General features: G+C 39.6%; 19 protein-coding genes. 6 read left to right on the top strand and 13 right to left on the bottom strand.

The window, feature by feature from the left end:
* Positions 1–2: 2 nt before the first annotated feature.
* On the top strand, positions 3–977 hold the full coding sequence (locus MB14_RS14090; protein WP_062592620.1) for a hypothetical protein: 975 nt from the start codon (positions 3–5) through the stop codon (positions 975–977).
* 199 nt (positions 978–1,176) lie between these two features.
* Entirely contained in the window at positions 1,177–2,598 is a 1,422-nt protein-coding gene (locus MB14_RS14085; protein WP_062592618.1) for an alanine/glycine:cation symporter family protein, read from the top strand.
* Positions 2,599–2,674: 76 nt separating this feature from the next.
* Here the strand turns inward: MB14_RS14085 and recN are convergent, their stop codons facing one another.
* The 6 genes from recN to MB14_RS14055 all read right to left on the bottom strand — a co-directional run bounded on the left by recN (position 2,675) and on the right by MB14_RS14055 (position 9,256).
* Positions 2,675–4,324: a DNA repair protein RecN gene (recN, locus tag MB14_RS14080; protein WP_062592617.1), complete on the bottom strand. Its 1,650-nt coding sequence runs from the start codon at positions 4,322–4,324 to the stop codon at positions 2,675–2,677.
* Positions 4,325–4,361: 37 nt separating this feature from the next.
* Positions 4,362–5,279 carry a type IX secretion system protein PorD gene (porD, locus tag MB14_RS14075; protein WP_084376082.1) on the bottom strand — a complete coding sequence of 306 codons (918 nt, stop codon included), beginning with the start codon at positions 5,277–5,279 and terminating at the stop codon, positions 4,362–4,364.
* Complete coding sequence (coaBC, locus tag MB14_RS14070; protein ID WP_062592613.1) at positions 5,251–6,456, bottom strand: bifunctional phosphopantothenoylcysteine decarboxylase/phosphopantothenate--cysteine ligase CoaBC; 1,206 nt, start codon at positions 6,454–6,456, stop codon at positions 5,251–5,253. Before coaBC ends, porD begins: the two co-directional genes overlap by 29 nt.
* A 6-nt stretch (positions 6,457–6,462) precedes the next feature.
* Complete coding sequence (locus tag MB14_RS14065; RefSeq protein WP_062592611.1) at positions 6,463–6,786, bottom strand: DNA-directed RNA polymerase subunit omega; 324 nt, start codon at positions 6,784–6,786, stop codon at positions 6,463–6,465.
* A 2-nt stretch (positions 6,787–6,788) separates the two neighbouring features.
* Complete coding sequence (locus MB14_RS14060; protein WP_071426679.1) at positions 6,789–7,619, bottom strand: outer membrane protein assembly factor BamD; 831 nt, start codon at positions 7,617–7,619, stop codon at positions 6,789–6,791.
* A 107-nt stretch (positions 7,620–7,726) separates the two neighbouring features.
* On the bottom strand, positions 7,727–9,256 hold the full coding sequence (locus MB14_RS14055) for an OstA-like protein (RefSeq protein ID WP_062592609.1): 1,530 nt from the start codon (positions 9,254–9,256) through the stop codon (positions 7,727–7,729).
* A gap of 44 nt (positions 9,257–9,300) precedes the next feature.
* Here MB14_RS14055 and tilS point away from each other — a divergent pair, with 44 nt between their 5' ends.
* The 3 genes from tilS to mdh all read left to right on the top strand — a co-directional run bounded on the left by tilS (position 9,301) and on the right by mdh (position 12,168).
* The gene (tilS, locus tag MB14_RS14050; protein ID WP_062592607.1) at positions 9,301–10,617 is read left to right on the top strand and encodes a tRNA lysidine(34) synthetase TilS; all 1,317 of its coding nucleotides are present in this window, start codon (positions 9,301–9,303) and stop codon (positions 10,615–10,617) included.
* A 3-nt stretch (positions 10,618–10,620) separates the two neighbouring features.
* The gene (locus MB14_RS14045) at positions 10,621–11,169 is read left to right on the top strand and encodes a Crp/Fnr family transcriptional regulator (RefSeq protein WP_062592605.1); all 549 of its coding nucleotides are present in this window, start codon (positions 10,621–10,623) and stop codon (positions 11,167–11,169) included.
* 69 nt (positions 11,170–11,238) lie between these two features.
* On the top strand, positions 11,239–12,168 hold the full coding sequence (gene mdh, locus MB14_RS14040) for a malate dehydrogenase (RefSeq protein WP_053222033.1): 930 nt from the start codon (positions 11,239–11,241) through the stop codon (positions 12,166–12,168).
* 88 nt (positions 12,169–12,256) lie between these two features.
* Here mdh and MB14_RS14035 read toward each other — a convergent pair whose 3' ends face one another.
* From MB14_RS14035 to typA, 6 genes are all read right to left on the bottom strand, one after another.
* Positions 12,257–12,868, bottom strand: coding sequence for a BT1926 family outer membrane beta-barrel protein (locus MB14_RS14035; protein WP_132643976.1), 612 nt, complete (start codon positions 12,866–12,868; stop codon positions 12,257–12,259).
* Between the two features lie 246 nt (positions 12,869–13,114).
* On the bottom strand, positions 13,115–15,013 hold the full coding sequence (locus MB14_RS14030) for a monovalent cation:proton antiporter-2 (CPA2) family protein (protein ID WP_062592601.1): 1,899 nt from the start codon (positions 15,011–15,013) through the stop codon (positions 13,115–13,117).
* A complete protein-coding gene (gene kefF, locus MB14_RS14025; RefSeq protein WP_062592598.1) occupies positions 15,010–15,612 on the bottom strand; it encodes a glutathione-regulated potassium-efflux system oxidoreductase KefF in 603 nt (200 codons plus the stop codon). Before kefF ends, MB14_RS14030 begins: the two co-directional genes overlap by 4 nt.
* A 100-nt stretch (positions 15,613–15,712) precedes the next feature.
* Positions 15,713–16,990, bottom strand: coding sequence for a serine hydrolase domain-containing protein (locus tag MB14_RS14020; protein WP_062592785.1), 1,278 nt, complete (start codon positions 16,988–16,990; stop codon positions 15,713–15,715).
* 116 nt (positions 16,991–17,106) lie between these two features.
* Positions 17,107–18,201 carry a 6-phosphofructokinase gene (locus tag MB14_RS14015; RefSeq protein ID WP_062592596.1) on the bottom strand — a complete coding sequence of 365 codons (1,095 nt, stop codon included), beginning with the start codon at positions 18,199–18,201 and terminating at the stop codon, positions 17,107–17,109.
* A 206-nt stretch (positions 18,202–18,407) separates the two neighbouring features.
* Positions 18,408–20,210: a translational GTPase TypA gene (typA, locus tag MB14_RS14010; protein ID WP_062592594.1), complete on the bottom strand. Its 1,803-nt coding sequence runs from the start codon at positions 20,208–20,210 to the stop codon at positions 18,408–18,410.
* A 300-nt stretch (positions 20,211–20,510) separates the two neighbouring features.
* On the opposite strand from typA, the gene MB14_RS14005 reads away from it, so the two are divergent.
* A complete protein-coding gene (locus MB14_RS14005) occupies positions 20,511–21,563 on the top strand; it encodes an AI-2E family transporter (RefSeq protein ID WP_062592592.1) in 1,053 nt (350 codons plus the stop codon).
* Between the two features lie 37 nt (positions 21,564–21,600).
* Here the strand turns inward: MB14_RS14005 and hrpB are convergent, their stop codons facing one another.
* On the bottom strand, positions 21,601–24,084 hold the full coding sequence (gene hrpB, locus MB14_RS14000; protein ID WP_062592590.1) for an ATP-dependent helicase HrpB: 2,484 nt from the start codon (positions 24,082–24,084) through the stop codon (positions 21,601–21,603).
* Positions 24,085–24,169 lie beyond the last annotated feature (85 nt).

Here is a 24,169-nt window from a genome sequence, read left to right as displayed (position 1 = left end):
GAATGTCAGATCAAGAAAAAAAAGATAAGAAGTTCAGTATGATCATGTCGGTAATCGTACATGGAACAATACTGACTTTTCTTTTATTTCTAGTCGCTTGGCGTCAACCCGATCCGCCAATTCCAGAATATGGTATTGAATTGAATTTCGGTTTCGAAGAGGCTGGTTCTGGCGATATCGAAAGGGAAAATGAAGCCGAAATTGAAGAAACTGAAAATGACATTCCACCTGAATCTGAGCAGGAATCAGAAGAGGATCCTGTAGAGGAAACTCCTGTTGAGCAGGAAGTTAAAGAAGTGGTGCCACCCAAGCAGGAGGTGGTCAAGGAAGTAGCCAAAGAAACTCCTAAGCCGAAGGAAGAAGTGAAAGCCGAAGTGGTTCAAGAAAAGCAGAGCGTAGTTAAGACGGAAGAAAAGAAAGTAGAAGAGGTTGTCGAGAAGAAGGAAGAAGTGAAACCACCAGTTGAGGTGAAAAAAGAGGTGACTAAGCCTGTTGAGGAAAAAAAAGAAGAGGTAAAACCTAAACCAGTACCCGTAGTAGACCAGCGTGCTATTATGGGGGGCGGTAAGAAAGCCGAATCTGACAGCAAGGAAGCCGCTTCGAACAATCAAGGTAAGGAAGTAGATAAAAGAGGCAATATGGGCGACCCTAAAGGGAAGACAACCGCCAATGGTACACAGCCTGGTGGTGCCGATTTAGGTGTTAGCTTGAGCCTTGATGGCTGGAAATGGGAGAGACCACCAGCCGAAAAAGACGATTCGCAAATAGAAGGAGTGATTAAGTTTAGAATAGAAGTGGATGACCGAGGAACGGTGATTAACGTAACTAAAATCCCAGGTACTACCATTAGCGATAACACCATTATCGAGTTCTATAAAAAACAAGTGGAGAAGCTGGCCTTTATTCAAACAGATCCATCAAAAATGGCGGCCAATATATCCAGAGGGGAAATCACCTTTGTTATTAAAACGAGTTAATGTAAATGTATTTTTGGCTTCTGCCTAAATGAGACGATTATAAAATTAAATCAATGAAGAGGAAATAATTATTATTTCCTCTTCATTCTTTATGGCCATGTATGTCGGCCAATCTACCGTTAGTCTACAAAATGACTATACTTCTTGTACGGTTACGCGGATTGAACTAATATAGTAGCTTAACTAAAAAATTACTGACTTGGGTTATATAGAAGACGCTGTATCTAGTTTTAGTGGCTGGATTTGGGGAGTTCCCCTCTTAATATTGGTAATGGGTGGAGGCTTAATATTTATGCTCTATTCTCGATTTTTACCATTTAAATACCTTGGCCATGCCGTCAATGTTTTAAGAGGAAAATATGATACTCATGAAGAGGAAGGGCAAATAACGCATTATGAAGCACTATCTACTGCTTTGGCCGCCACAGTAGGTATGGGGAATATCAGTGGAGTGGCAGTGGCTATTACCATGGGTGGTCCAGGTGCTATTTTTTGGATGTGGGTTTCCGCATTTGTAGGCATGGCTACAAAGTTTTTCACTTGTACACTTTCGGTGATGTACCGAGGAAAAGATAGTGAAGGAGAAGTAAGAGGCGGGCCTATGTATGTGATTACCGAAGGTTTAGGGAAGAAATGGAAACCAATGGCCGTATTCTTTTGCGTTTTTACACTGATTGGCGCTTTACCTATTTTTCAAGCAAACCAGCTTACTGCAGCAATGAATGCTGTTTTAGGGCCAACCGTTGGTTACAATACCGAAGCAACATTTAGTCTATTTGGTGCACCTGTTGGAATTGCCTCATTTATTACGGGACTTATTTTAATGGCCTTGGTATCCATTGTTATTTTTGGCGGAATTAAAAGAATTAGTAGTGTAGCTGCTAAGTTGGTGCCTTCTATGGTAGTGCTTTATTTTGGATTGGTAATTTATATTCTACTTCAGAACATAGGTGGGATTCCCGATATTTTCGCTTCTATTTTCGAAGAAGCATTTTCAGGTAATGCCATTTTAGGCGGTGGAATTGGGGCTGTAATTATTGTAGGGGCAAAAAGAGCTGCTTTTTCTAACGAAGCAGGCATTGGAACTGCACCAATGGTACATGGCGATACTAAAACAGAAGAGCCAGTACGCGAAGGGCTTGTGGCTATGCTCGGCCCAGCGATTGATACACTTTTAGTATGTACACTTACAGCATTGGTGATTTTAGGAACTGGAGTTCATCATGAGTTTATTGGTGCGGCCGATACAGGCTTGCTTGGTGTTACATTAACATTGAAGGCTTTTAACGCTGCTATTCCAGGCGTTGGTGGTTATTTGTTAGGACTTTGTATTTTGGTATTCGCTGTGTCTAGCTTGCTTTCTTATTCTTATTATGGAGTGAAGAGTGTTTCCTACTTATTCGGAGCCAAAAAAGGAGAGCTTTATAATTATGTATACATCGGTACAATTATTCTTGGAGCCGTGGCTTCTTTGGGGTTTGTAGTGAATTTGATTGATGGAAGTTTCGCTTTGATGGCGATTCCAACCATGGTCTCGGCATTAATATTGGCGCCTAAAGTAATGCAGGCTACAAAGTCTTACTTTGCCCGCCACAAAGCAGGAGAGTTTAAGAAGAATTAAAAATATGAGATAGAGATATGAGAAAGTCGGTTTGGTTTCCAGACCGACTTTTTTGTTTTAAGTGATAAAGAAAGGCTTACTTCATAAGCTCTCTCGCACTCTCTAACGAACTTTCAGAGAATTGCTTACCACCTATCATCTGCGCCAATTCAGATAAGCGTTCGTCATAATTTAGCTTTCTGATGTTACTTGCCGTCACATCTTGCGCATTGTCCTTATACACATAGTAATGTGATTTTCCTCTTGCGGCAATTTGTGGCAAATGCGTAATGGTAATCACCTGATGGTTTTGCGCCATCTTATTCATCATTTCTGCCATTTGAATGGATATTTCTCCTGAAATACCAGCGTCAATTTCATCGAATACGATTGTAGGTAAGGCGGTTTTGTCTGCCAGAATGTATTTCACGGCAAACATCAGTCTTGAAAATTCACCACCAGAAGCCACTTGCTTTAAAGGCTGTGGTGCAATTCCTTTATTGGCAGAAAATAATAGATTGATTTTGTCAACGCCTGATTCTGAAGGTGCTTGTTTTTCATGCTGAATGGCCAGTTTGGCGTGTGGCATTCCGAGGTCATCGAGTAGCGCACCAATTTGCTTTTCAAAAGCAGTGAATACTTTGGTTCTCGATTGGCTTAAGGCTTCACCAGAAATTTCAACCAACTCAAACGCTTGATTCGTTTGCTTTTCTGCTGCCTCAATAGCATCGTCTAAATTGCCAACTTTTAGCACTTTATCCCCAAGCTCTTCATAAATAGAAAGGAGGGAAGCAATATCTGATACTTGATGTTTTTGTTGGAGTTTATAAATTAGACTCAATCTTTCTTGTACTTCTTCTGCTCTTTGAGGTTCGTACTCAACTTGTTCTTCCTCGGCTTCTAGCTCGGCAATAATGTCCTTTAGTTCAATCCAACTGCTGTTCAATCGTTCAAAAAGGCTTTCGTATTCTTTCGCGAACTTATTGATTTGGCCCAAAGCTGTTTTACCGCCTTGCAGCATTTGGTTAGCATTAAATTCGGATTGATCTAATGCGCTCAAAGCCTCATTTAGCTTGAGCTTAATTTCTTCAGCGTTTTCAAGTTTATTGAGTTCAGCCTCTAAGGTTTCTTGCTCATCCGCTTGAAGTTGAGCTTTATCCAATTCATCAAATAGAAACTGATGATAGTCGGCTTCTTTCCTTAATTCGGCAGACTCTGATTTGAGCTGTTCCAGAATCTCATACTTTTCGCGATAGTCAGAAAAAGCTTTGCTGTATTTTTGTAAAAAGGCATTATTCTGAGCAAAAGCGTCAACCAAACTTAGTTGATAGCCATTTGAACCTAATAGCAAATTATCATGCTGAGAGTGAATGTCCATTAACCTTTTTCCGAGCAGTTTCAGAAAGTCAAGGTTGGTGACTCCATCATTAATAAAAGCTCTAGATTTTCCGTTTGGACTTATTTCTCTTCGAATAATGCACTCAACATCATAATCCATGTCGTTTTCTTCGAAAAGAGAATTGAGCTGATAGGCAGAAATATCGAAAACACCTTCGATTACGCATTTCTTCTCTTGATCGAGTAGCGATTTGCTATCCGCACGATTGCCAAGAAGCAAACCTAAAGCTCCTAGAATAATAGATTTTCCTGCACCGGTTTCACCCGTAATGATATTCAATTGCGCATCTGGATTGATTTCCAGCTGCTGAATCAGTGCGTAATTTTCTATACTCAGGCGTTGAAGCATATCACAAATGTATCAATTAGATGGGCTTGTGACAATACTAGTTTTGCACGATTTTCTGGTATTTGTTTCTGCGTGTGGGATCGAGTTTCAATAACTCATTGTAAACCTCTTTTCTGATGTTGGTTTGTCCTTCTGAAAAAATACTGGTGATTTCATCATTTTTGGCATCTAGAAATGCAGTAATCAAAATTGCGTTGGGAAGTATCTCATTTACAGCTTGGATGTTTTTAATCACCTGACTGATTGTTTCTCTACTCGTCTTTGGATCATCTTTGAATTTATCCAACCCATTAATGTGGTAATCATAAAGCCCTTTTCTGACGGCCTCATACTGACTGTTAATAGCTAGGTTTTCAACTAGCCAATAGCGATTTCTTCTGCTTTGAAATTGCCCCCAACCCGTACCGCCACTAGTCTGTGCATTGTTCACTACATTTAAAGCAGCTCTATAGTAGGGAGTTCCTCCTAAAGGACTGAAAGAATCGTAATCTAAGCCAATGGCGATGTATGCATAAAAACCCAGAAGGGAAGTGATGTTATTGAGGAATCTATTTTCACTAAAATCCATGTTTTGGCCTTGGGTAAATTGAAATTCCCAATCTCGGTCGGCAAAATTCAATAGTAGGGTTTCATAAGAAGCTCCATACACTGGTCGAACAATCTGAATTTGAGCATTGGCCTTAAACTGGCCTATGGAAGGCTGATCTTGAATATTGAGAATGAGGTTACCTTTAATCTTTTCGTTGGCCTGAAAGTTATCGTTTGTCCAAACTCTATCATTGAAGAAGCGCTGCATTGCTGTTTCCATTTCAGAGAAAATGGCCCTCTCGGTAGTTTGTACATTCGATGCATTAACACTCACTGTAAAGTCTAGCTCTTGAGCGACCATTTGGAGTGGGAGGGTGGCTATAAATAGCCCGAAAAAACTAAGCTTCCAGTTTTTGAACGATAGCATTGATGATGTCTTTGGCAACTTCCCTTTTTGACTTTAACTCAAAATGCTGAATATTATTTTGATTGTCAATGATGGTAACCTTATTCGTGTCGTGCCCAAACCCAGCTCCTTTGTCATTCAGAGAGTTAAGTACAATGAGGTCGAAATTTTTACTTTTTATTTTTTGTTGAGCGTGTTCTATTTCTGCCTCTGTTTCGAGCGCAAAGCCAATGTTAAGCTGGTTTTCCTTTTTTATAGCCCCCAGTGATTTAGCTATATCTGTGGTCTTCACTAATTCCACAGTCATTTCACTTCCTTTTTTCTTAATCTTTTGATCGGCTACAGTTTTAGGGGTGTAATCAGCTACGGCAGCAGCCATTATATTTATGTCGGAAGCTTCATTAGCCATGGAACATGCTTCATACATCTGATTGCCTGATTTTACTCGAATAAGCTTAACATTAGCATGTTCAATCGTCAAATGTGTTGGCCCCGAAATTAGAGTTACTTCAGCACCTTGATTAGCAGCTTCTTCCGCCAAGGCATAGCCCATTTTACCAGTAGAATGGTTACCAATAAAGCGAACCGGATCAATAGCCTCGTAAGTTGGGCCCGCGGTAATCATTAATTTTTTGCCTTTCAATGCAGATTTTTTTGAGAAGAAATCTGAAAGAAAAGTGACTAGGTTTTCTGGTTCAGCCATTCGGCCTTGCCCAATAAGCCCACTGGCCAATTCACCATGTTCAGCTTCAATCAAATGATTTCCGAAAGAAATTAACTTTTGAATGTTGGCCAAAACCGATGGGTGTTGGTACATGTCTAAATCCATGGCTGGAGCGAAAAATACTGGGCATCTTGCCGACAGATAAGTTGCCAAAAGCAGGTTATCACAAAGCCCATTGGCCATTTTGCCAATAGTGTTAGCGCTAGCAGGTGCCATAATGATTGCATCTGCCCAAAGCCCTAAATCAACATGATTATTCCATTCGCCTGTTTTGTCTTTTTGAAAATCAATCAAAACAGGGTTTTTGGAAAGCGTAGCAAGGGTAAGGGGTGTAATAAAATCAGTGGCTGCTTTTGTCATTATAACTTTAACTTCCGCCTCTTCTTTCACTAGTAACCTAACGAAAATAGCAGCCTTGTAAGCTGCTATACTTCCGGATACTCCCAGAATAATTTTCTTACCCTTTAATAACATTGGGTGTTATTTTGATTCTGTAGCTTTTTCAGGCTCATTCATTCTCCAATAGATCTCGTCATTGGCGAATTCTTCTATGGCCATTGCAGTAGGCTTTGGCATTCTTTCATAGAATTTAGAAATTTCAATTTGCTCTCTGTTTTCGAAAATCTCCTCAAGATTATCTACTGTAGAAGCGAACTCTGAAAGTTTTCCGTTTAGCTCTTCTTTCATATCAGTAGCAATCTGCTTTGCTCTTTTAGAGATCACAGCAATTGATTTGTAAATGTTACCAGTTGATTCACCGATTTTATCTGTGTCTCTAGTGATGATTGATGCGCTTGCGGCCATAATTATTGCGTTTTATTAAGTTCTTTTAATTCTTCTAACGACTGGTTATACCAGTCAGATACTTTGTCCATGTACTTACTATCAGGGTATTTCTCTGAAAATTCTTTATAGAAAGCAACGGTTTTATTGAATCGCTCTTTTTTCTTAGACTGAATACTGTTGTCTGCCAGTTTAAATTCTGTTTCAACCGCCAGATAAAGTAATTCTTCATTATACTTTGAATCTGGATAGTCATTTTTAAAAGCTTCAATTGTAACGATAGCGGCCTCTAAATAGTTTCTGTATGATAATCCGGTAGTGAGTTTGTGGTAAAGTTTGGCCTTCAAATAAGCCTTGGTTTCGAACCTTACTTGTAGTTCATCTATGATTCTGTTAGCATCATCATAGTATCGAGAGGCCGGCCATCTGTTCAAAAAGTTCTGCATTGCTACTACAGCTTCTTCAGAACTTGTTTGGTCTAGGTTCGCATCTGGGGCGTCCTTATAAAGTGAATAAGCAGCCATGTACTCCGACTCCTCTGCATATTGGCTTCTTCCGTAAGTTTGATAGAAGTTTTTGAAACGGAAAGATGCTAACTGATAAAGTCTTTGGTAATATAAACTGTAGGCCCAGTAGAACTGAACTTTCTCTGCCTCAATGTTTCCACGATAATAAGGAGATATTTTTTCAAAAAGTATTTGCGCTTTGCTGTATTTACCTTGTTCATAAAAAGCAATAGCCCCTTTGTATAATTCTTCGTAATCATCGCTTTTTTCAAGCTTGGCCAAACTGTTAGCGCAACTTGATAGTGAAATGATTACTGCTAAAAGGGTTAGAAATACCGTTTTTTTCATAAGCCTGCAAAGTTATTAGTAAAGTCCGATAATTCCAATCTTATTGAACTCTCTTACTGGAACAAATAAAACGAGTTTTTTGGCTTCTATTGAGCGATTAACCTTTTTTAACGCTGTTTAATTTCCTCCCTTTCTATATGTTTCTGATTTCCAGTGATGCCCTCAAGGGTGGGCTTTTGATCAATTAGCCATTTAAAGCCTCTAAGCCTTCGATCGGGTTGGACAATTTGGGGTTCGGGGATAAGTCTACCGTCTACTTCGCGATATGTTCTTAATTCGGTTACTACATTTTGATCGAAATAGAGTGCCATGTTTGAACAACTCAATTTATTCATGGTTACAGCACCATTTTTATCGAAAGCGAAATATATGCTTTCTCCGTTTCCGAAAACATCTGTTTTACTAATTATGCCTTCTTTAAAGTCGACAACCATTTCTCTGCCTTTTACCTGATTATAGTTTTGGGCTGAGTCTTGAGAAATCACAAAAGAATTTTGGTTCAAAAACATTTTCGAGATCCGATTATTTGCCAACTGAATTTTAATAGAATCGGCAGAAATTTGGCTATCAGCATTCCAAATTAGGGGTGAGCTATACATATAAATGGTCGAATCCATCATATTGTATGAAAGTGAATCGGCCGCACCCTGAAAATCAGATTTATATAGTTGAACATTATTAAAAGCGGTGAGGTATTTCTTTCCGAGCTCTTCATTTTGTACAGACTTCAAGGTGTCACCTTTAATAAAAAGGCTATCACCTTTCATAATTTTACGCAGATACGCATTATCATAAACTATGGCAGTGCTTTCTATTTTGTTGTACCGAACGTGATCACCGAAAGCAGTAATTGAATCGGCAAAGGATTCCATTTTCACATTCATGTCTCCTTGATAATATTTGGTGCTATCATCAGCAATAAGTTTGTCTCCGTAAATGCGGTAGTCAGCTGTTTTGATCCATCCAAAGTAAACTTCACTGTATTTTTCAAGCGACTTATAAAGAAAACCAACCTTGGTTGAAAGCGAGTCCCCATCCGCTGAAACCGCCAGTGTTTTCCCTTTGGTAATGGATACTTTTTGCACTGTGGTATACTCTAGCGAATCGGTGTCGAGTGTAAAGTCTGGGTTACTGAGGTTAACGGAATCTAGAAAAAGTGCCGATTTGGTTTCTGAATAATAGTAACCTCGTTTGCTCTTCAATACATTAGTGCTGTCTACCAACTTACCGCCATTATAGTAATACCCTGTTTGTGTGTTTCTGTCATAATCCAGAAAATTGGTGTAGAGATTTGTGCTGTCGTCTTTTAGTACTACATTTTTTCGCATTTTAGCTATGCCCGTACTTCCTGAATACTCCATGTAATCTCCAGAAAGGTCTAAAGAGTCTTCTGTGTCGATAATTCTTACATTACCGTAAGCAATAGCTCTATTCGTACTTGAGTATAAATAGGCCGAATCGCAATAAATCACGGTACTGCCTTGTACTAATTTTACAGCACTAATCAGCCGCTGAAGCGGCTCTCCGTTCTGGGTTCCATAATGTAGGTATACAGCAGTATCGACTCGCACCCTTTTTTGGGCAGAAGCCCAGGTTGTAGTAATTAGAAATAAAAGTAAAAATAAGGGTCTGATCATGTTTTCGAAAGTGCAAAATTATCGATTTATGCTAATTTTGATTCATGTTGAATAGGTTTTTGAGTTTTATCAAAAAGCATGCCCTCAATTTGGAAGGGGAAAAGTGGCTGTTGGCGGTGAGTGGTGGCATGGATTCCATGGTGCTTTTAAACCTCTGTCATCAGGCTGGGGTTAATATTTCGGTTGCGCATTGCAATTTTAATTTGAGGGGAGTAGAGTCGGATGTAGACGCTCAATTTGTGAAAGATACCTGTTCTAGGCTTAAAATACCCTATTTTGAAAAACACTTTGACACAAAGTCGTATGCTTCAGCGCATGGGATTTCTACCCAAATGGCAGCTCGTGATTTACGGTATGCGTGGTTCAATGAACTTTTGAAGGAACAGAATTTGGATAAATTGGCGGTGGCACATCACGCCCAAGATAATTTAGAAACTGTATTGCTCAACCTAGCCAGAGGCACATCTATTTCTGGTTTGAGGGGAATGCTACCAAAATCAGGAAATATAGTTCGTCCACTTTTAGGCTTTGAAAGAGACGAAATCGAAAACTTCGCGAAGCAAGAAAATATTCAATGGCGAGAAGATAGTTCGAATGCTTCGGATAATTACAAACGTAATTACTTGCGTCATCAGGTAATTCCTTTGTTCACTCAACTCAACAAAGGTTTCTATTCTACTTTTGAAAATACGCTCGAAAAGAACCTAGAAGTTGAGAAGGTTTTTCAAGAGAAGATTAATGCCTTAAAATCTTATATCGAAAAAGTAGAGGGTGGTTACCGATTTTCCAAAGACCAAATTATACAGAGTGGGATTGGCGCTTTTCAGCTTTCTGAGCTGCTAAAACCTTTTGGATTAAATTATGAGCAAAGCAAAGAGCTTTTATTGGCTTTAGAAGGAATTTCTGGAAAGATTTTCACCACCAATTCGCATCAGTTTACTGTGGATAGAGCGTATGTTTTTATTACGCTTCATCAACCCAATAAATTGGAGCCATTCTTAATTGAAGAAGGGCAGGGGCAGTTCAGCCTTTCAGGTCAAACTTATAAAGTGGAACGATTGAACGGTAATATTGAGGTAGATAGAAATTCAGCAAAAGCTTTTCTAGACTTTAATAAACTGACTTTTCCTTTAGAGGTGAGGGCTTGGAAAGTGGGCGATCACTTTTTTCCTTTGGGTATGAAAGGCAAAAAAAAGCTAAGCGACTTTATGATTGACCAGAAAATTCCTCTAAACTTAAAAGACCAGATAAGAGTATTAACTTCTGAAGGAAATATTGTTTGGGTGATTGGTTACAGAATTGACGACCGATATAAAATTACCGAACACACAAAAGAAGTTTTAAGCATTAGCCCATATTAGATAATGTATAATCCATTTAAGAAAACATACAGCCAGTCCGAAAAGGAACAAATCAACTTTTTGAAAGGAGTAGGGCCTTTTAGAAAACTTACGGATGATCAGCTTTTTGTTTTTGTGCCTTATTTGTACACCAGAAAATACAGAAAGAATGAGGCGGTTTTCTTCGCTAAAGACCCGAGTCAGGCAGTATATATTGTAAACCATGGTGTGGTTTCTTTGAGTTTAGAGCGCAATGGTTCTTTTGAAGAGTTAGACCAAGCTGGGAAAAAGGAGTGTTTTGGCGATAATGCCTTCGTTTTAGATAATCATAGACTTTACAGTGCTATTGTGTTGAGCGAGGAAGCTGAAATTTTTGTTCTGCCTCAAGGTAACATTATGGATATTTTTGAATCCTATCCAGAAATTAAAGCTTCAATCTTAGAGTGCTTGATGGAACGCTACAATCATTATACAGAAAGCTTGTTTAAGGCCTACAAAGAGTCCTTCGGATTTTTCGAATTAAAACAGGCCTATTCCGATCATCACAATTCGGAAAGAAACCGTAGCCTCTAAGTTTCATTTAGACGTTTCGCTTGTTATCTTTGTTCATCTAATTAATTTAAATCAAATCCAGTATACCCTATGAAAGTTACAGTAGTCGGTGCCGGAAATGTAGGCGCAACCTGCGCAGACGTTTTGGCCTATAGAGAAATTGCCAACGAAGTAGTGCTTTTAGACATTAAAGAAGGTGTTGCAGAAGGAAAAGCACTAGATATTTGGCAGAAAGCTCCTATCAATCTTTACGACACAAGAACAGTTGGTTCTACCAACGATTATGCTAAAACAGCAGATTCTGATGTTGTAGTTATCACTTCGGGTTTACCAAGAAAACCGGGTATGACCAGAGATGATTTAATTCAAACCAACGCTGGTATTGTTAAAAGTGTAACTGAAAATGTTGTAAAACATTCTCCAAACGCAATTATCATTATCGTTTCAAATCCTTTGGACGTAATGACTTACCAAGCACACATTACCTCTAAATTTCCAAGAACTAGAGTAATGGGTATGGCTGGTATTTTAGATACCGCAAGATACAGAGCGTTTTTAGCTGAGGCCTTAAACGTATCTCCAAAAGACATTCAAGCAGTATTGATGGGTGGGCATGGTGACACTATGGTGCCACTTCCGCGTTACACTACTGTTGGTGGTATTCCTGTAACAGAGTTGATCGGTAAGGAAGAGCTAGACGCAATCATCGAAAGAACTAAAACTGGTGGTGGCGAATTGGTAAAACTTATGGGTACTTCAGCTTGGTATGCGCCAGGTTCGGCAGCTGCTCAAATGGTTGAGGCGATTGCAAGAGATCAAAGAAGAGTATTCCCAGTTTGCGTTAAGCTAGAAGGTGAATACGGAATTAAAGATTGCTATTTAGGTGTACCAGTAATTTTGGGTAAAAACGGTATCGAAAAAGTAATTGAGCTTGATTTGAACGCTGAAGAGATGGAGCTATTGAAAGTTTCAGAAGGTCACGTAAAAGAAGTAATGAATGTATTGGATAACTTAGCGTAATCAATACCAGTTTCAGATAAAACAAAAATCCCGATTCGCAAGAGTCGGGATTTTTTTGTGGGCGTTGCAGCCTTTCTTGTATTACGACTTAGAACCTAAATGCTATCGAAAGCAGAGCTGATCCATTTGATAAACCATAATTGTAGCCTGAAGTATCTGCCTTCATTTCAATTCCGTTGTTGGTATTAGAGTCTTTTTCAGTTAACGTTACAGAGAAATAATTAAAGCTAGGTAAGATTTCAGCACCAAGAATGAGGTTTTCTTTCAGCATATAATTAAAACCAACCACTATATTGACACCTGGTTCATAAATTGTTCTGTTACTTGACCTAAAATCGTTAGGTACTAACTTATTCTCATACTGAGTTTTCACTTGTCTGTAAGAGAAAGAAATATCTCCGCCATACCGCAACTCTAATTTATCAGCTAATTCTTTTCTGTATTCTTTTCCCACTTTAAAATTAAAGCCTGTGTTTATGTCTTTACTTATGGTAGTGCCCGTGCTATTGTCACTGTTGTTTCCAGATATGATTAAAGTGTTAAACCTCCAAAGTGATCGCTCTGTTCCTGTTCTGTAGGTTAACCCGAAACCATCTATGTTGTAGAATGTGAGTCCTGCTTCTTGTTGTTTAACAGGCTCTTGCGCCATTAAACAATAGGACATAAAAAGCGATAAAAGTAAAAGTAATGATCTCCTCATTTTAATTAATTTTAGATGAATAAATAGAATAATTCAATAATGAACGTTCAATGGCATTTGAGCAATATTCACGCCATAAATCGCTTAATTCAGATGGTGAAGTAGTCTTTTTATCAAAAAAAAACACTCTATTACGATGCAAATTACTGAGTGAGAATTGATTGGCGTGATGAATTTTGAGACGATTACCTAAGTTCTGGAAATGGCTTAGTGAATCATATTGTAGTCATATTAAAGGAGAGGGCCTCAAGCATTCTCATTTTTCTTGGCGGCCAATTTCATTTCTTCGCTATTCCACTGGCGGCTATCATCAATAATACCGCGCTTTAAATCTTCTTCTAGTTGTTCTTCTTGTTTTTTAATTTCTTCACGCACTTTGAAAATATATTCCTTTGTGTCCTTAGGCTTTTCCGTTAGTTTTCTAAGCATTTCCTCATCGTACTGAATGAATTTTTGAGATTGACGATGTACCGTATATTTCCTATGCCCCATATTAGTCAATACATCAGCAGCCATTTTCACGGAAGTATCAAGCGATTCGCGATATACATTTTGAATTCCAAGTTCCAGAAGTTCATAAGCATCGTAACGATTCTTCGCTCTAAACATCAGTTTTAAATGCGGGTATTTCTTAATTAACGTTTTAGCAAAAGGAATAGCAACATCGGGGTTATCAATTGAGCAAATTAAAATTTTAGCTTCTGTAATTCCAGCCGATTCAAGCAGGTCTATTCGAGTGGCATCGCCATAATAAACCTCAAACCCCATTTTTCTCAATAAATCTACCCGGTTTGAGTCATGATCTAGGATAGTAGCTTCAACTCCTGAAGCCCTTAGAAAACGGCCAACAGTACTTCCGAAATGGCCAAAACCAACCAGAATCACTTTATGGGTCTTGGCAATATGATCAATAGGTCTTTTTTCGGTTTCCTTAGTTCCTACCTTAGGTAAAATTAATCGCTCGTTTATAATACCTAAAATAGGGGCTATGGTCATGCTTAAGGCGGTAACTACCAGCATCATATCAAGCTGTTCAGTATTCAAAATATTTAAGTCGAAGGCAAAGGAGAGCAGCACAAAAGCGAATTCCCCAACTTGTGCCAAGCCAACGGTGAGTAATAGTTTTTGATCAAGTTTGAGATTAAAAATAGAGCCGACAATAAACAGGACAATAGCTTTTAAGAGAATAGTACCAAGAAGCAGGCCTGTAATAGTAAGTGGGTAAGCGCTTAACACCACAAAGTTAATAGACGCACCAACTGCCATAAAAAATAAGCCTAGTAATAATCCTTTAAAGGGCTCTAGGGTGCTTTCCAATTCATGTTTGAACTCACTGGTAGCCAAGACTACTCCCGCTAAGAAGGCGCCTAATGCTGGGCTAAGACCAACTAATTCCATTAGGAAAGAAATACTTACTACGATCAGTAGTGAAGATGCAGTAAGTAACTCTCTTACTCTTGCTTTAGCAACTAATCTGAGCATTGGCACTATTACATAACGCCCCAGAATTACCACTAGAATAACTGAAGAGAAAACAGCAAGTGCTTGTAATCCAATTGGTAAACTATCGAATAATGATCCGTGAGCTTCAGTTGTAACTGACGTTGCAGCAGGAGGAATTTCGTCAGTTTTGGCGAGTAGAGGAATAACCGCCAACATAACGATGACAATAATATCTTGAAAAAGTAAGATAGAAAAAGAAGAAGCACCATAAGTAGTGTCCATTAAGCCCTTTTCCTTTAGCGTTTGAAGCGCTATGGCTGTAGAAGACAAAGCTATGGCCATGGAGATGGTAAGTGCCACTTGCCAGTTTACACCGAGCAAAATCAAGATAAAGTAGGAGAGAAGCATCGTCAATATAACTTGAGCACCTCCCATGCCTACAATGGTTTTGCGCATCTGCCAAAAATTTTTAGGTTCTATTTCTAGGCCAATCAAAAAGAGCATCATTACAACGCCAAATTCTGCAAAATGCATGATGTCTTCACCTTCGTTGCCAATAAAGCCCAAAACGTACGGCCCAATTAGGATGCCTGCTAACAGATAGCCAAGTACAGAACTTAACCCGAGTCTTTTAGCAATAGGCACACAAATGACTGCACCCGCTAAAAGAACAATTGCATTGAAGAGAATACTACCGTTCATTCTTGTTTGTTTTTGAGTAAAAGTGTATCGTTTAAAAACTCACATTCCTTGGTGATTTTAAATGTTTTGTCTTCTTGCAATGCACTAATGAGTCGATCGTATTGATTTACATGAGTTTCTAGATCTTCTTTCGATAGATTATGTGTGCCCATCACTGTAAATGGAGGTAGGTATTCCATGCCACACAGGCGTGCCGTTTGTTCAAAAGGTCTTAAAAACTCATTCACAGAATAATGGTTGTTTCCGCTCGAACAATATACTTCTCGAGTACCACCCGTGGTAATTACATTTAAGCATTTCTTATCTTGAAGTGCGTTTCCTTTTGGACCGTAAGCCCAATTAAACTCTAATACAACATCTATCCATTGCTTCATAAGTGGAGGACAATTGTACCAGTAAAATGGGTGGTGCCATATAATCACATCGTGCGTATTCAGAAGCTCTTTCTCCTTAGGTAAATCAATATTGAAATCTGGGTATCGCTCATAAAGATCATGAAAGGTGACACCCTCACGATTCTGTATTTTATCCACAAGAGCCTTATTCGTTTTTGAATGTTCGAATTTAGGATGAGCAAATAAGACCAATACGTTTTTCATTCTTATGATTTAGATGACAAAGAATTTGAGGCTATGAATAGTTCCCTCAATGTTGTACTTCACTTTGATTTTGAATTCAGATGATTAAGCAGAAGTTCTTTTACTCTTCTATGGCTTCATAAATTAGTTTGTACATATCATTCCAAAAGGCATTGTCATTAAAAGGCACAACCTGAGTCATACCTACGAACACCATTTCTTCTTTAGGGTCAATAAAGAACTTGGTATTGAAGTATCCACTCCATTCGTAAGTGCCAGCCGATTTAGGGCTTCTTTTGTTTTCGCTATCTAAGTAGACAGTGAAGCCCAACCCGAAGGATTGGCCTGTGTTATTCTCTTTGTAGTCTGTAATTACATTCGGCATTTGGTCACTCGACATTTCTTTCAGGACTTCTGCGCCTAAAATATCGCCACCGCCCAATACCAACGTATTAATGAATTTGGCGTAATCCATAGCGGTAGAAGTAAGGCCACCGCCTCCTGCGAAAATATTTCTGGGGCCTTCCATTGGATAACTGGCTTGAGCAGCAATTCCCATTTCATCTAAAGTAATGAGTTGGCCTTGCGCTTTGGTGTAAACGGGCACTAAACGATCGAATTTTTCTTTGGGCAAATAGAAATAGGTGTCTGTCATTCCAACCTTATCGAAAATGTGTTGCTTGAAGTATTCGTCTAAAGGCTGATTTGAAACCACTTCAATTACCCTGCCCAAAACATCCATGCTAAGGCCATAAGAAAATTTTGCACCTGGCTGATGTGCTAATGGTACTTTGGCCAGTTTGTCAATCCACTCTTCTGTGCTCCAAGTAGGGTGAGAGAAACCTACGTTCATATTATATTTCTCGTAAACCGCCATCAACTTTCCAGGGTTAAAGCTTCCGTAAACAATACCCGAAGTGTGGGTTAGGAGGTTGCGGATGGTCACGGGTTTTTCTACAGGTACTGTTGTAAAACTTGAGTCGGAAGGCTCGAAAGTGTCGAGTACTACTTGATCTTTAAATGAAGGGATATATTTATAAACGGGATCATCCAAGTCAATTTTCCCTTGTTCATACAGCTGCATAATACCAACTGAAGTTATGGCTTTGGTCATGGAAGCAATTCGGTAAATATCATCGTTTTGGTAAGCGTTTTCTTTTTTAGAAGTTCTGTAACCAAAGCTTTTATTATAAACTACTTGACCATTTTTTGCTAATAGGAAGGTTCCTCCAGGAAGTCTTTTTTCATCAATGGCTTTCATGATGAGACCATCTATTTCTGATAATTTATCAGTAGAAACACCAACACTTTCAGGTTTTAGGTTGGTTTTAAGTGCTGTGTTTTCATTGCATGAATAAATTGAAACACAGAGTAAGAAGAGTAAGGCTAGTTTTTTCATTAGGTCGATTTTGATGAGAAGATAAGGACATTGCTTGAAAAGAGTTCTACCTCTCACCAATTTATGAATTGATTAGCGTGTTCAAATTTGTAGTTCGGGTATAGCGGTGGAATAAATTAGTCACCAAATGAAATCCCAATTCCTTTGGCAGCATGCACCAAATAGGAGAGTGGATCTACATTATTATAGGCTTCGGTAGCGGCTTCTAATGATACTAAACTGATCTCATTGTTTTTGAAGGTGACCATTTTTCCGAAGTCACCTGCTAAAGCCATTTCCATGGCTTTCACCCCATATTGGGTTGCTAAAACTCTATCGAAGGCATTTGGACTGCCGCCCCTTTGTAAATGGCCAAGCACCATTTCGCGGATATCTGCCTGACAGCCTACATCTTTCAGCTGTTGGGTAAGCTGATAAGCTACACCTCCCAAACGTAAGTTTTGATAGCCTGCCTCATCGCTTTTTCTAGCCGTAACGCTTCCGTCTTTTGGTTTTGCCCCTTCTGCTATTACGATGTTTACAAATCCTCTACCGTTATTGTATCGCGATTCAATTCTTTCTTTTACGGCTTGAATATCATAAGGAATTTCTGGAATTAGGCAGATTTCAGCTCCACCAGCTATGGCAGAATGCAGTGCAATCCAACCTGCAGAACGTCCCATCACTTCAAGAATAATTACTCGGTGATGACTTTCAGCAGTTGAAACCAGTTTGTCTACTGAGTCTGTTGCTTCTTGCACCGCAGTTTGAAATCCGAAAGTGTAATCGGTAGCAGAAAGGTCGTTGTCTATGGTTTTCGGAACACCCACAACAGGCATCCCTTTATCGAACAAGGCTTTACTGATACGCTGAGAACCATCGCCTCCAATGCTAATTACACAATCAAAACCCATTTCCTTTATCATGTGCACCATTTCGTCTGAACGATCTATGGTTTCAACTTCTCCATTTTCTTTAGCAATGGTGAAGTTAAAAGGGTCTGATTTAGTAGTAGTACCTAGAATGGTACCGCCCTTTACATGAATACCTGCTACGGTTTTATTAGTGAGCTTAATGATTTCTTGTGGAGCACGAAGTACACCATTATAAGCTTCGATACTACCATATACTTCTACATCGCCTTCATGATCGGCCCTTTTAACAATAGCTCTGATTACGGCATTTAGGCCAGGGCAGTCGCCACCTCCAGTAAGTACTAGTATCTTTTTCATGCTATTTCTTTATGAATCATTTCAAGATGAAAGAACCCTCCAAAAGTTGTTATTATAAAGTTATGCGAATTCATCTCGATTTAGATGTTTGTTTAAGCTTAACTTTTGGAGGGTTTCCTTATGCTTATTTGAGTGCTAAAGGTATAAACAAAAAAAACTCCTGAAATTGATTTCAGGAGTTTTGAATTTTAGTGGTTAAAAAGGAATTAGTCCTTTTTTGCCATTCTTAAACGAGTGCTCTCGTCTAACCATATTTTTCTCATTCTTATCGATTGAGGAGTGATTTCTAAGTATTCATCCTTTTGGATGTATTCCATGGCTTCTTCTAAAGAGAATCTGCGCGGAGGAACAATTTTAGAGTTGTCGTCAGAGCCTGACGCACGCATGTTGGTCAGTTTTTTTCCTTTTTGAATGTTCACTACCAAGTCATTTTCACGGCTATGTTCGCCAATTACCTGACCTGTGTAAAGTTCTTCTCCAGGAGCAACGAAGAATACACCTCTGTCTTGTAGTTTATCAATAGAGTAGGCTGTACCAGGTCCGTTTTCCATTGAAATTAGAGAGCCATTTGCACGACCTTTTATTTCACCTTTCATTGGTTGATACTCTTTAAATCTGTGGTTCATTACGGCTTCACCAGCAGTGGCGGTAAGCACGTTGTTTCTTAAACCAATTAATCCTCTTGAAGGAATTTCGAACTCTAAATGTTGTTGGTCGCCTTTTGGCTCCATAATCTTAAGCTCACCTTTTCTTTGGGTAGCCAATTCAATTACTTTACCTGCAACGTTATCTGGCACATCTACTACCAATGTTTCGATTGGTTCGCATTTCTTACCATCAATTTCTTTGTAAATCACTTGCGGCTGACCTACCATAAGCTCGTAACCTTCTCTACGCATGGTTTCGATCAATACAGAAAGGTGAAGGATACCACGGCCAAAAACCAAGAATTTATCCTCAGAATCAGTGTCTTGAATTTTTAGTGCAAGATTCTTTTCAATTTCCTTATAAAGCCTTTCTCTTAAGTGTCTTGAAGTAACAAATTTACCTTCGCTACCAAAGCCAGGAGAGTTGTTGATGGTAAACAACATGTTCATTGTTGGCTCATCAATCTTTAACCTTTTTAATGGCTGTGGATTATCAAAATCGGTAAGTGTATCACCAATTTCAAAACCTTCTAGGCCTACAATAGCGCAAAGGTCACCGGCTTTTACTTCGGTTACTTTAGCTCTACCCAAGCCTTCAAACACCTGTAATTCTTTAATTCTAACTCTTTTAACCGTACCGTCAGCTTTGGTTAAGCCCATCGCTTTTCCTTCTTCCAGTTTGCCTTGGTAAACTCTACCAATAGCAATTCTACCTACAAAAGAAGAGTAGTCGAGAGAAGTTACTTGGAACTGAGGAATACCTTCTGGTGAAGGTGCTTCAGGAATTACTTCCAATATTTTATCTAGAAGAGGGAAGATGTCTTCTGTTGGCTTTTGCCAATCTGTACTCATCCATCCCTGCTTAGAAGAACCATAAATGGTATGGAAATCTAATTGCTCTTCTGTAGCGTCAAGGTTGAACATTAAGTCAAAAACTTGCTCATGAACTTCGTCAGGTCTACAGTTTTCTTTATCGACTTTGTTAACCACAACGATTGGTGTAAGGCCAAGCTCAAGCGCTTTACCCAATACGAATCGAGTTTGAGGCATTGCACCTTCAAAAGCATCAACAAGCAAAAGAACACCATCGGCCATTCTTAAAACACGTTCTACCTCACCACCAAAATCTGCGTGACCAGGAGTGTCAATAATGTTAATCTTAACGCCTTTATAAACAACAGATACGTTTTTAGAAAGAATGGTGATTCCTCTTTCACGCTCTAAGTCGTTGTTATCCAGTATTAAGTCACCTGTTTCTTGATTCTCTCTGAAAATCTGAGAAGCGTGGATGATTTTATCTACCAAGGTTGTCTTACCGTGGTCAACGTGTGCGATAATCGCGATGTTTCTTATGCTTTGCATGACAGCTTAAAATTGAAGGCGCAAAGGTAAGGATTCCCAATTAATAATTGTGATTTCTTTATTAAATGAATATTAGCAAGAAATCGGACTGAGCATTATATGGGCATAGAGCAACCAAAAGCGCTATCTGCTTGAAATAAAGGCTACTGTATTTTTAGCCGATAGATTAGATATCTTTGTTTTAGGTTGATAAAAATACCCATGTGTGGAGAAATTACGCTATGTTGCTTTATCAGAAGTGGGTTTTAGAGTATTTTCTACAGCTTTTGATCATGGCAAGATTTTAGAAATACGTTATTCATGAAACTCTCTCTCTCAAAAACAGCATATGCCCTTATAATCATTGTACTTGGTGTACTTATTTTAAAGCAAGGTGGCTTCTTGTTTATCCCATTGGCTTTTGCCTTTATTGGTGTGTCTTTTTACTTAAAACCTGTACAATGGTTAGAATCAAAAGGGTTCAACTCCTTTTGGTCTATTTTCACCCCTTTGGTTACAGGTAGTATCATTATTTTTTTTGCTGGCTACTTTATGGTTTCACAAATCGTAGGTGTGGCTAAGTCAATGGATTCTGATGTTAATATTGATAATGCATCTGGTAAAATTGCTGAGTTCTTCAACGACAAAGTGCCAGATGGAATGATGTCGGTGGATAAGGAGGAAGTTTCTGAAAGTATGAAGAATATGCTGGGTAATTTGGGCATGCCGTTAATCGGAGGAACTTTTAAGGCTACCGGTTGGGTAGTGAGTAATGGTATTTTAGCTCTTGTATTTACATTTCTTATTTTACTGTACCGAAAAGGTATAGCAGATATAATCACTCATTTGGGGAGTAAGGCCAATGCCAAGGAACATACCGAATTGCTTTTAAGGCTGACCAAAACAGGACAGCAATATATGTCGGGTCTTGGGTTACTGATTGTGATTCTAACTACTCTATATACAATTGCTTTCTATGCCTTTGGGCTCAAATATTCACTCGTGTTTGCTTTTGTGGCAGCTACGCTGGCTATCATTCCTTATATAGGTACTACACTTGGCGCTTCGTTACCAGTAATTTACGCCTATATTACTTACGATAATCACTATATCGCTTTAGGTCTTATAGGTTGTATAGTCCTCATTCAGAGCTTAGAGGGTAATTTCCTGACTCCTAAAATTGTTGGAGGAAGCATGAAGTTAAACCCATTGGCTTCGCTTATGGCTTTGGTTATTGGAAATTACATTTGGGGTTTAGCCGGAATGATCTTGTTCTTGCCTTTAGCAGCCATGGCGCGTATTGTTATTAAGGAAATAGAGCCTTTAAAGCCATTGGCTGAGTTGTCGGGTGAAAAAATCACTAATACAGATTAAATGGATAGTAGGAGAGGAGTGAATAAACATTGGACGTTTATTTTTTCCTTTTTACTCCCTTAATCGCAGGTTCGTTCCAAGGGTCATCGGGCCAAACGTGTTTAGGGTAACGTCTTTTCAGTTCTTTCTTCACTTCAAAATAAGCATCTGACCAAAAGCTTTTTAGATCCGAAGTGATTTGAACAGGCTTAAAGCCGGGGGACAGCAGGTGCAGTAAAATAGACTGCTTGCCTTCATTCACCTTTGGTGTTTCCGCCAAACCAAATACTTCCTGAATGCGAACGGCCAATACAGGCGGCTCAGCATTGTCGCGGTACATCAGCTTAATTTTAGAACCACTCGGTACGGTCAAATGCGTTGGAGCCTGCTTATCTAATTTTTGTTGTTGTTCAAAAGTGAGGCTGTGTTGCAACACTTCTTTTAAGTTGATTTTCTTTAAATCCTCTGGCCTTTTTACATTGGCCAAGTAAGGACTCAACCATTCTGCATTGGTTTGCAAGAGGCTAGATGCACTTACTTCTGGCCATTGTTCTTGCGGATTCCACTTCCTCAAACTAAGAATTCTATTTTGCCATTGCTGAACATCTTCGTTAAAATCTAAAAGTTGTTCACCTTCCTTTTTTAATGCTTCGGAAATGGCAGCTACTTTATGACTTTCATCTGGTGATGGCAGAGGTTTGCTTTGCAATACTATGCTGCCAATGCGTAAATCTTTGGTGGCAATTAGGCCACCTTCACTGGTATCCCAAGTAATAACTTCCGTTTCTTTTACCAAAGGCGATAAATCGCGTGGGTTCAAAGGTGAAGCCATAAAAATTTTGCCCATACCTTCACGGGCGTCAATATGGCAAATGGCCAACCAAGGTTCATTTGCCAAGTCTTCTCGGTGGCCTGCCATGGCATAGCGGCCGTTGGAAAGTTGGAATTGGGCATTGTTGCCAGGGCGCGCAAAGGCGATTCTTTCGGGGTAAGCACGGGTAATGAGTACGCCCGTTTCAAATGGATCAACACTGCTATTGTCGGGTTCAATATTGAAAAGACTACGATACTGCTCCGCAATTTTCTCAATCCTCCCCATTTTACGATTGTCTCGTTGTTCTCGCCTGTGGATTCTCAGCGCCTCAATTCGGGTGTTGATGTCAATGCCTGCCTCTCGACCCAGCGGATCTCTTTCCTCTAATAAAGCGGCAATGTCAGTGGCTAATTCCAATTGATCATCTTCTTCAGCCATCAGCAGCATGTGCGCAATTCGTGGATGACAAGGCAAACGGAGCATCTTCTTGCCATGCGCTGTGATTCTGCCGTTTTCTAATGCTTCTAATTGATGCAACAAATCGGTGGCTTGCGCTAAAGGGCCTTTCGGAGGAGGCGTAAGCCAAGTCATTTGCTGCACATCCGTTATGCCCCATTGCGACATGTCAAGTACCAAAGAGGCCAAGTCCGCTTCAAGAATTTCGGGGGTAATGTGCTCGGTTAATCGTTGTTGGGTTACCGTAGACCACATGCGATAACAAACGCCTGAACTTAATCGGCCAGCTCTTCCTGCCCGTTGGTCGGCTGAATCTCTTGAAATACGAACCGTTTCTAGTCGAGACAAGCCAGAGTTAGGGTCGAATTTAGAGGTGCGTCCAAAACCGCTATCGACCACTACTTTAATACCTTCAATGGTCAAACTGGTTTCGGCAATGGAAGTGGCTAAAACTACTTTTCGATTTCCATTTCTATCTGGTAAAATGGCTGCGGCTTGTTGCCTTTGGGGCAGCGAACCGTAGAGCATGTGAATAGAAAATCCACGTAGTTCTCTCCTTAAAATTTCGTTGGCGGTATGGATTTCCCGCTGGCCGGGCAAGAAAACCAGAATGTCACCTTCATGGGCTTTTGCGGCTTTAATTACTGTTCTGGCACAAAGCTCGGCCATTGAAAATTCATCAATATCGTTTTCGTAACGCACTTCAACTGGATATTGCTTGCCTTTACTGACTATGGCAGGAGCTTTCAATAGCGAAGTTAATTGCGGCATATTCAGCGTGGCCGACATGACCATAATCCTCAAATCGCTACGCAAAACTTGTTGGGCTTCGCGGCAGAGTGCCAAGGCTACATCTGCATGGATGCTGCGTTCGTGAAATTCATCAAAAATAACCAAGCCCACATTCTCCAAAGCATTATCACTTTGGATCATTCGGGTGAGAATTCCTTCCGTAAGTACTTCTATTTTAGTGTGTTCAGAAGTTCTGTTTTCAAACCGAATTCGAAAACCGACTGTTTTTCCGACAGGCTCTTCTAAAAAATAGGAGAGGCGTTCTGCAATGGTTCTAGCCGCCAATCTTCGAGGTTCCAGCATCAATATCTTCTTTCCTTCTAGCCACGGCTCATTCAGCAAGGCGAGGGGAAGAAGCGTGCTTTTTCCAGCTCCCGGAGGTGCATTTACGATCAGCGTATTTCCTTTGCTCAGGTGCTGGCGCACATCCTCAATAATTTCGGTAACTGGAAGCTGAACGGAATGCGGATCGAATGACAAAGCTTGATTAGTTTTAGATGAGTTGAGTGAACAAAATTAAGCTGCTTTTATTTAGCTTAAAACCCTTTGAAGCAAAAGCTTTGAA

The organism is Roseivirga ehrenbergii, from assembly GCF_001593005.1.
Taxonomy (GTDB): domain Bacteria; phylum Bacteroidota; class Bacteroidia; order Cytophagales; family Cyclobacteriaceae; genus Roseivirga; species Roseivirga ehrenbergii.
The sequence above is the reverse complement of the archived record's forward strand: the minus strand, read 5'-3'. Positions and strand labels throughout refer to the sequence as shown.

What these genes read in the sequence shown, in the direction of transcription:
- recN (WP_062592617.1), bottom strand. Translation starts at nt 4,324, where the DNA reads ATGCTTCAACGCCTGAGTATAGAAAATTACGCACTGATTCAGCAGCTG.
- MB14_RS14030 (WP_062592601.1), bottom strand. Translation starts at nt 15,013, where the DNA reads ATGAACGGTAGTATTCTCTTCAATGCAATTGTTCTTTTAGCGGGTGCA.
- tilS (WP_062592607.1), top strand. Translation starts at nt 9,301, where the DNA reads ATGTTGAATAGGTTTTTGAGTTTTATCAAAAAGCATGCCCTCAATTTG.
- MB14_RS14090 (WP_062592620.1), top strand. Translation starts at nt 3, where the DNA reads ATGTCAGATCAAGAAAAAAAAGATAAGAAGTTCAGTATGATCATGTCG.
- MB14_RS14020 (WP_062592785.1), bottom strand. Translation starts at nt 16,990, where the DNA reads ATGAAAAAACTAGCCTTACTCTTCTTACTCTGTGTTTCAATTTATTCA.
- coaBC (WP_062592613.1), bottom strand. Translation starts at nt 6,456, where the DNA reads ATGTTATTAAAGGGTAAGAAAATTATTCTGGGAGTATCCGGAAGTATA.
- MB14_RS14035 (WP_132643976.1), bottom strand. Translation starts at nt 12,868, where the DNA reads ATGAGGAGATCATTACTTTTACTTTTATCGCTTTTTATGTCCTATTGT.
- MB14_RS14055 (WP_062592609.1), bottom strand. Translation starts at nt 9,256, where the DNA reads ATGATCAGACCCTTATTTTTACTTTTATTTCTAATTACTACAACCTGG.
- MB14_RS14005 (WP_062592592.1), top strand. Translation starts at nt 20,511, where the DNA reads ATGAAACTCTCTCTCTCAAAAACAGCATATGCCCTTATAATCATTGTA.
- kefF (WP_062592598.1), bottom strand. Translation starts at nt 15,612, where the DNA reads ATGAAAAACGTATTGGTCTTATTTGCTCATCCTAAATTCGAACATTCA.
- MB14_RS14045 (WP_062592605.1), top strand. Translation starts at nt 10,621, where the DNA reads ATGTATAATCCATTTAAGAAAACATACAGCCAGTCCGAAAAGGAACAA.
- typA (WP_062592594.1), bottom strand. Translation starts at nt 20,210, where the DNA reads ATGCAAAGCATAAGAAACATCGCGATTATCGCACACGTTGACCACGGT.
- MB14_RS14065 (WP_062592611.1), bottom strand. Translation starts at nt 6,786, where the DNA reads ATGGCCGCAAGCGCATCAATCATCACTAGAGACACAGATAAAATCGGT.
- porD (WP_084376082.1), bottom strand. Translation starts at nt 5,279, where the DNA reads ATGCTATCGTTCAAAAACTGGAAGCTTAGTTTTTTCGGGCTATTTATA.
- MB14_RS14060 (WP_071426679.1), bottom strand. Translation starts at nt 7,619, where the DNA reads ATGAAAAAAACGGTATTTCTAACCCTTTTAGCAGTAATCATTTCACTA.
- mdh (WP_053222033.1), top strand. Translation starts at nt 11,239, where the DNA reads ATGAAAGTTACAGTAGTCGGTGCCGGAAATGTAGGCGCAACCTGCGCA.
- MB14_RS14015 (WP_062592596.1), bottom strand. Translation starts at nt 18,201, where the DNA reads ATGAAAAAGATACTAGTACTTACTGGAGGTGGCGACTGCCCTGGCCTA.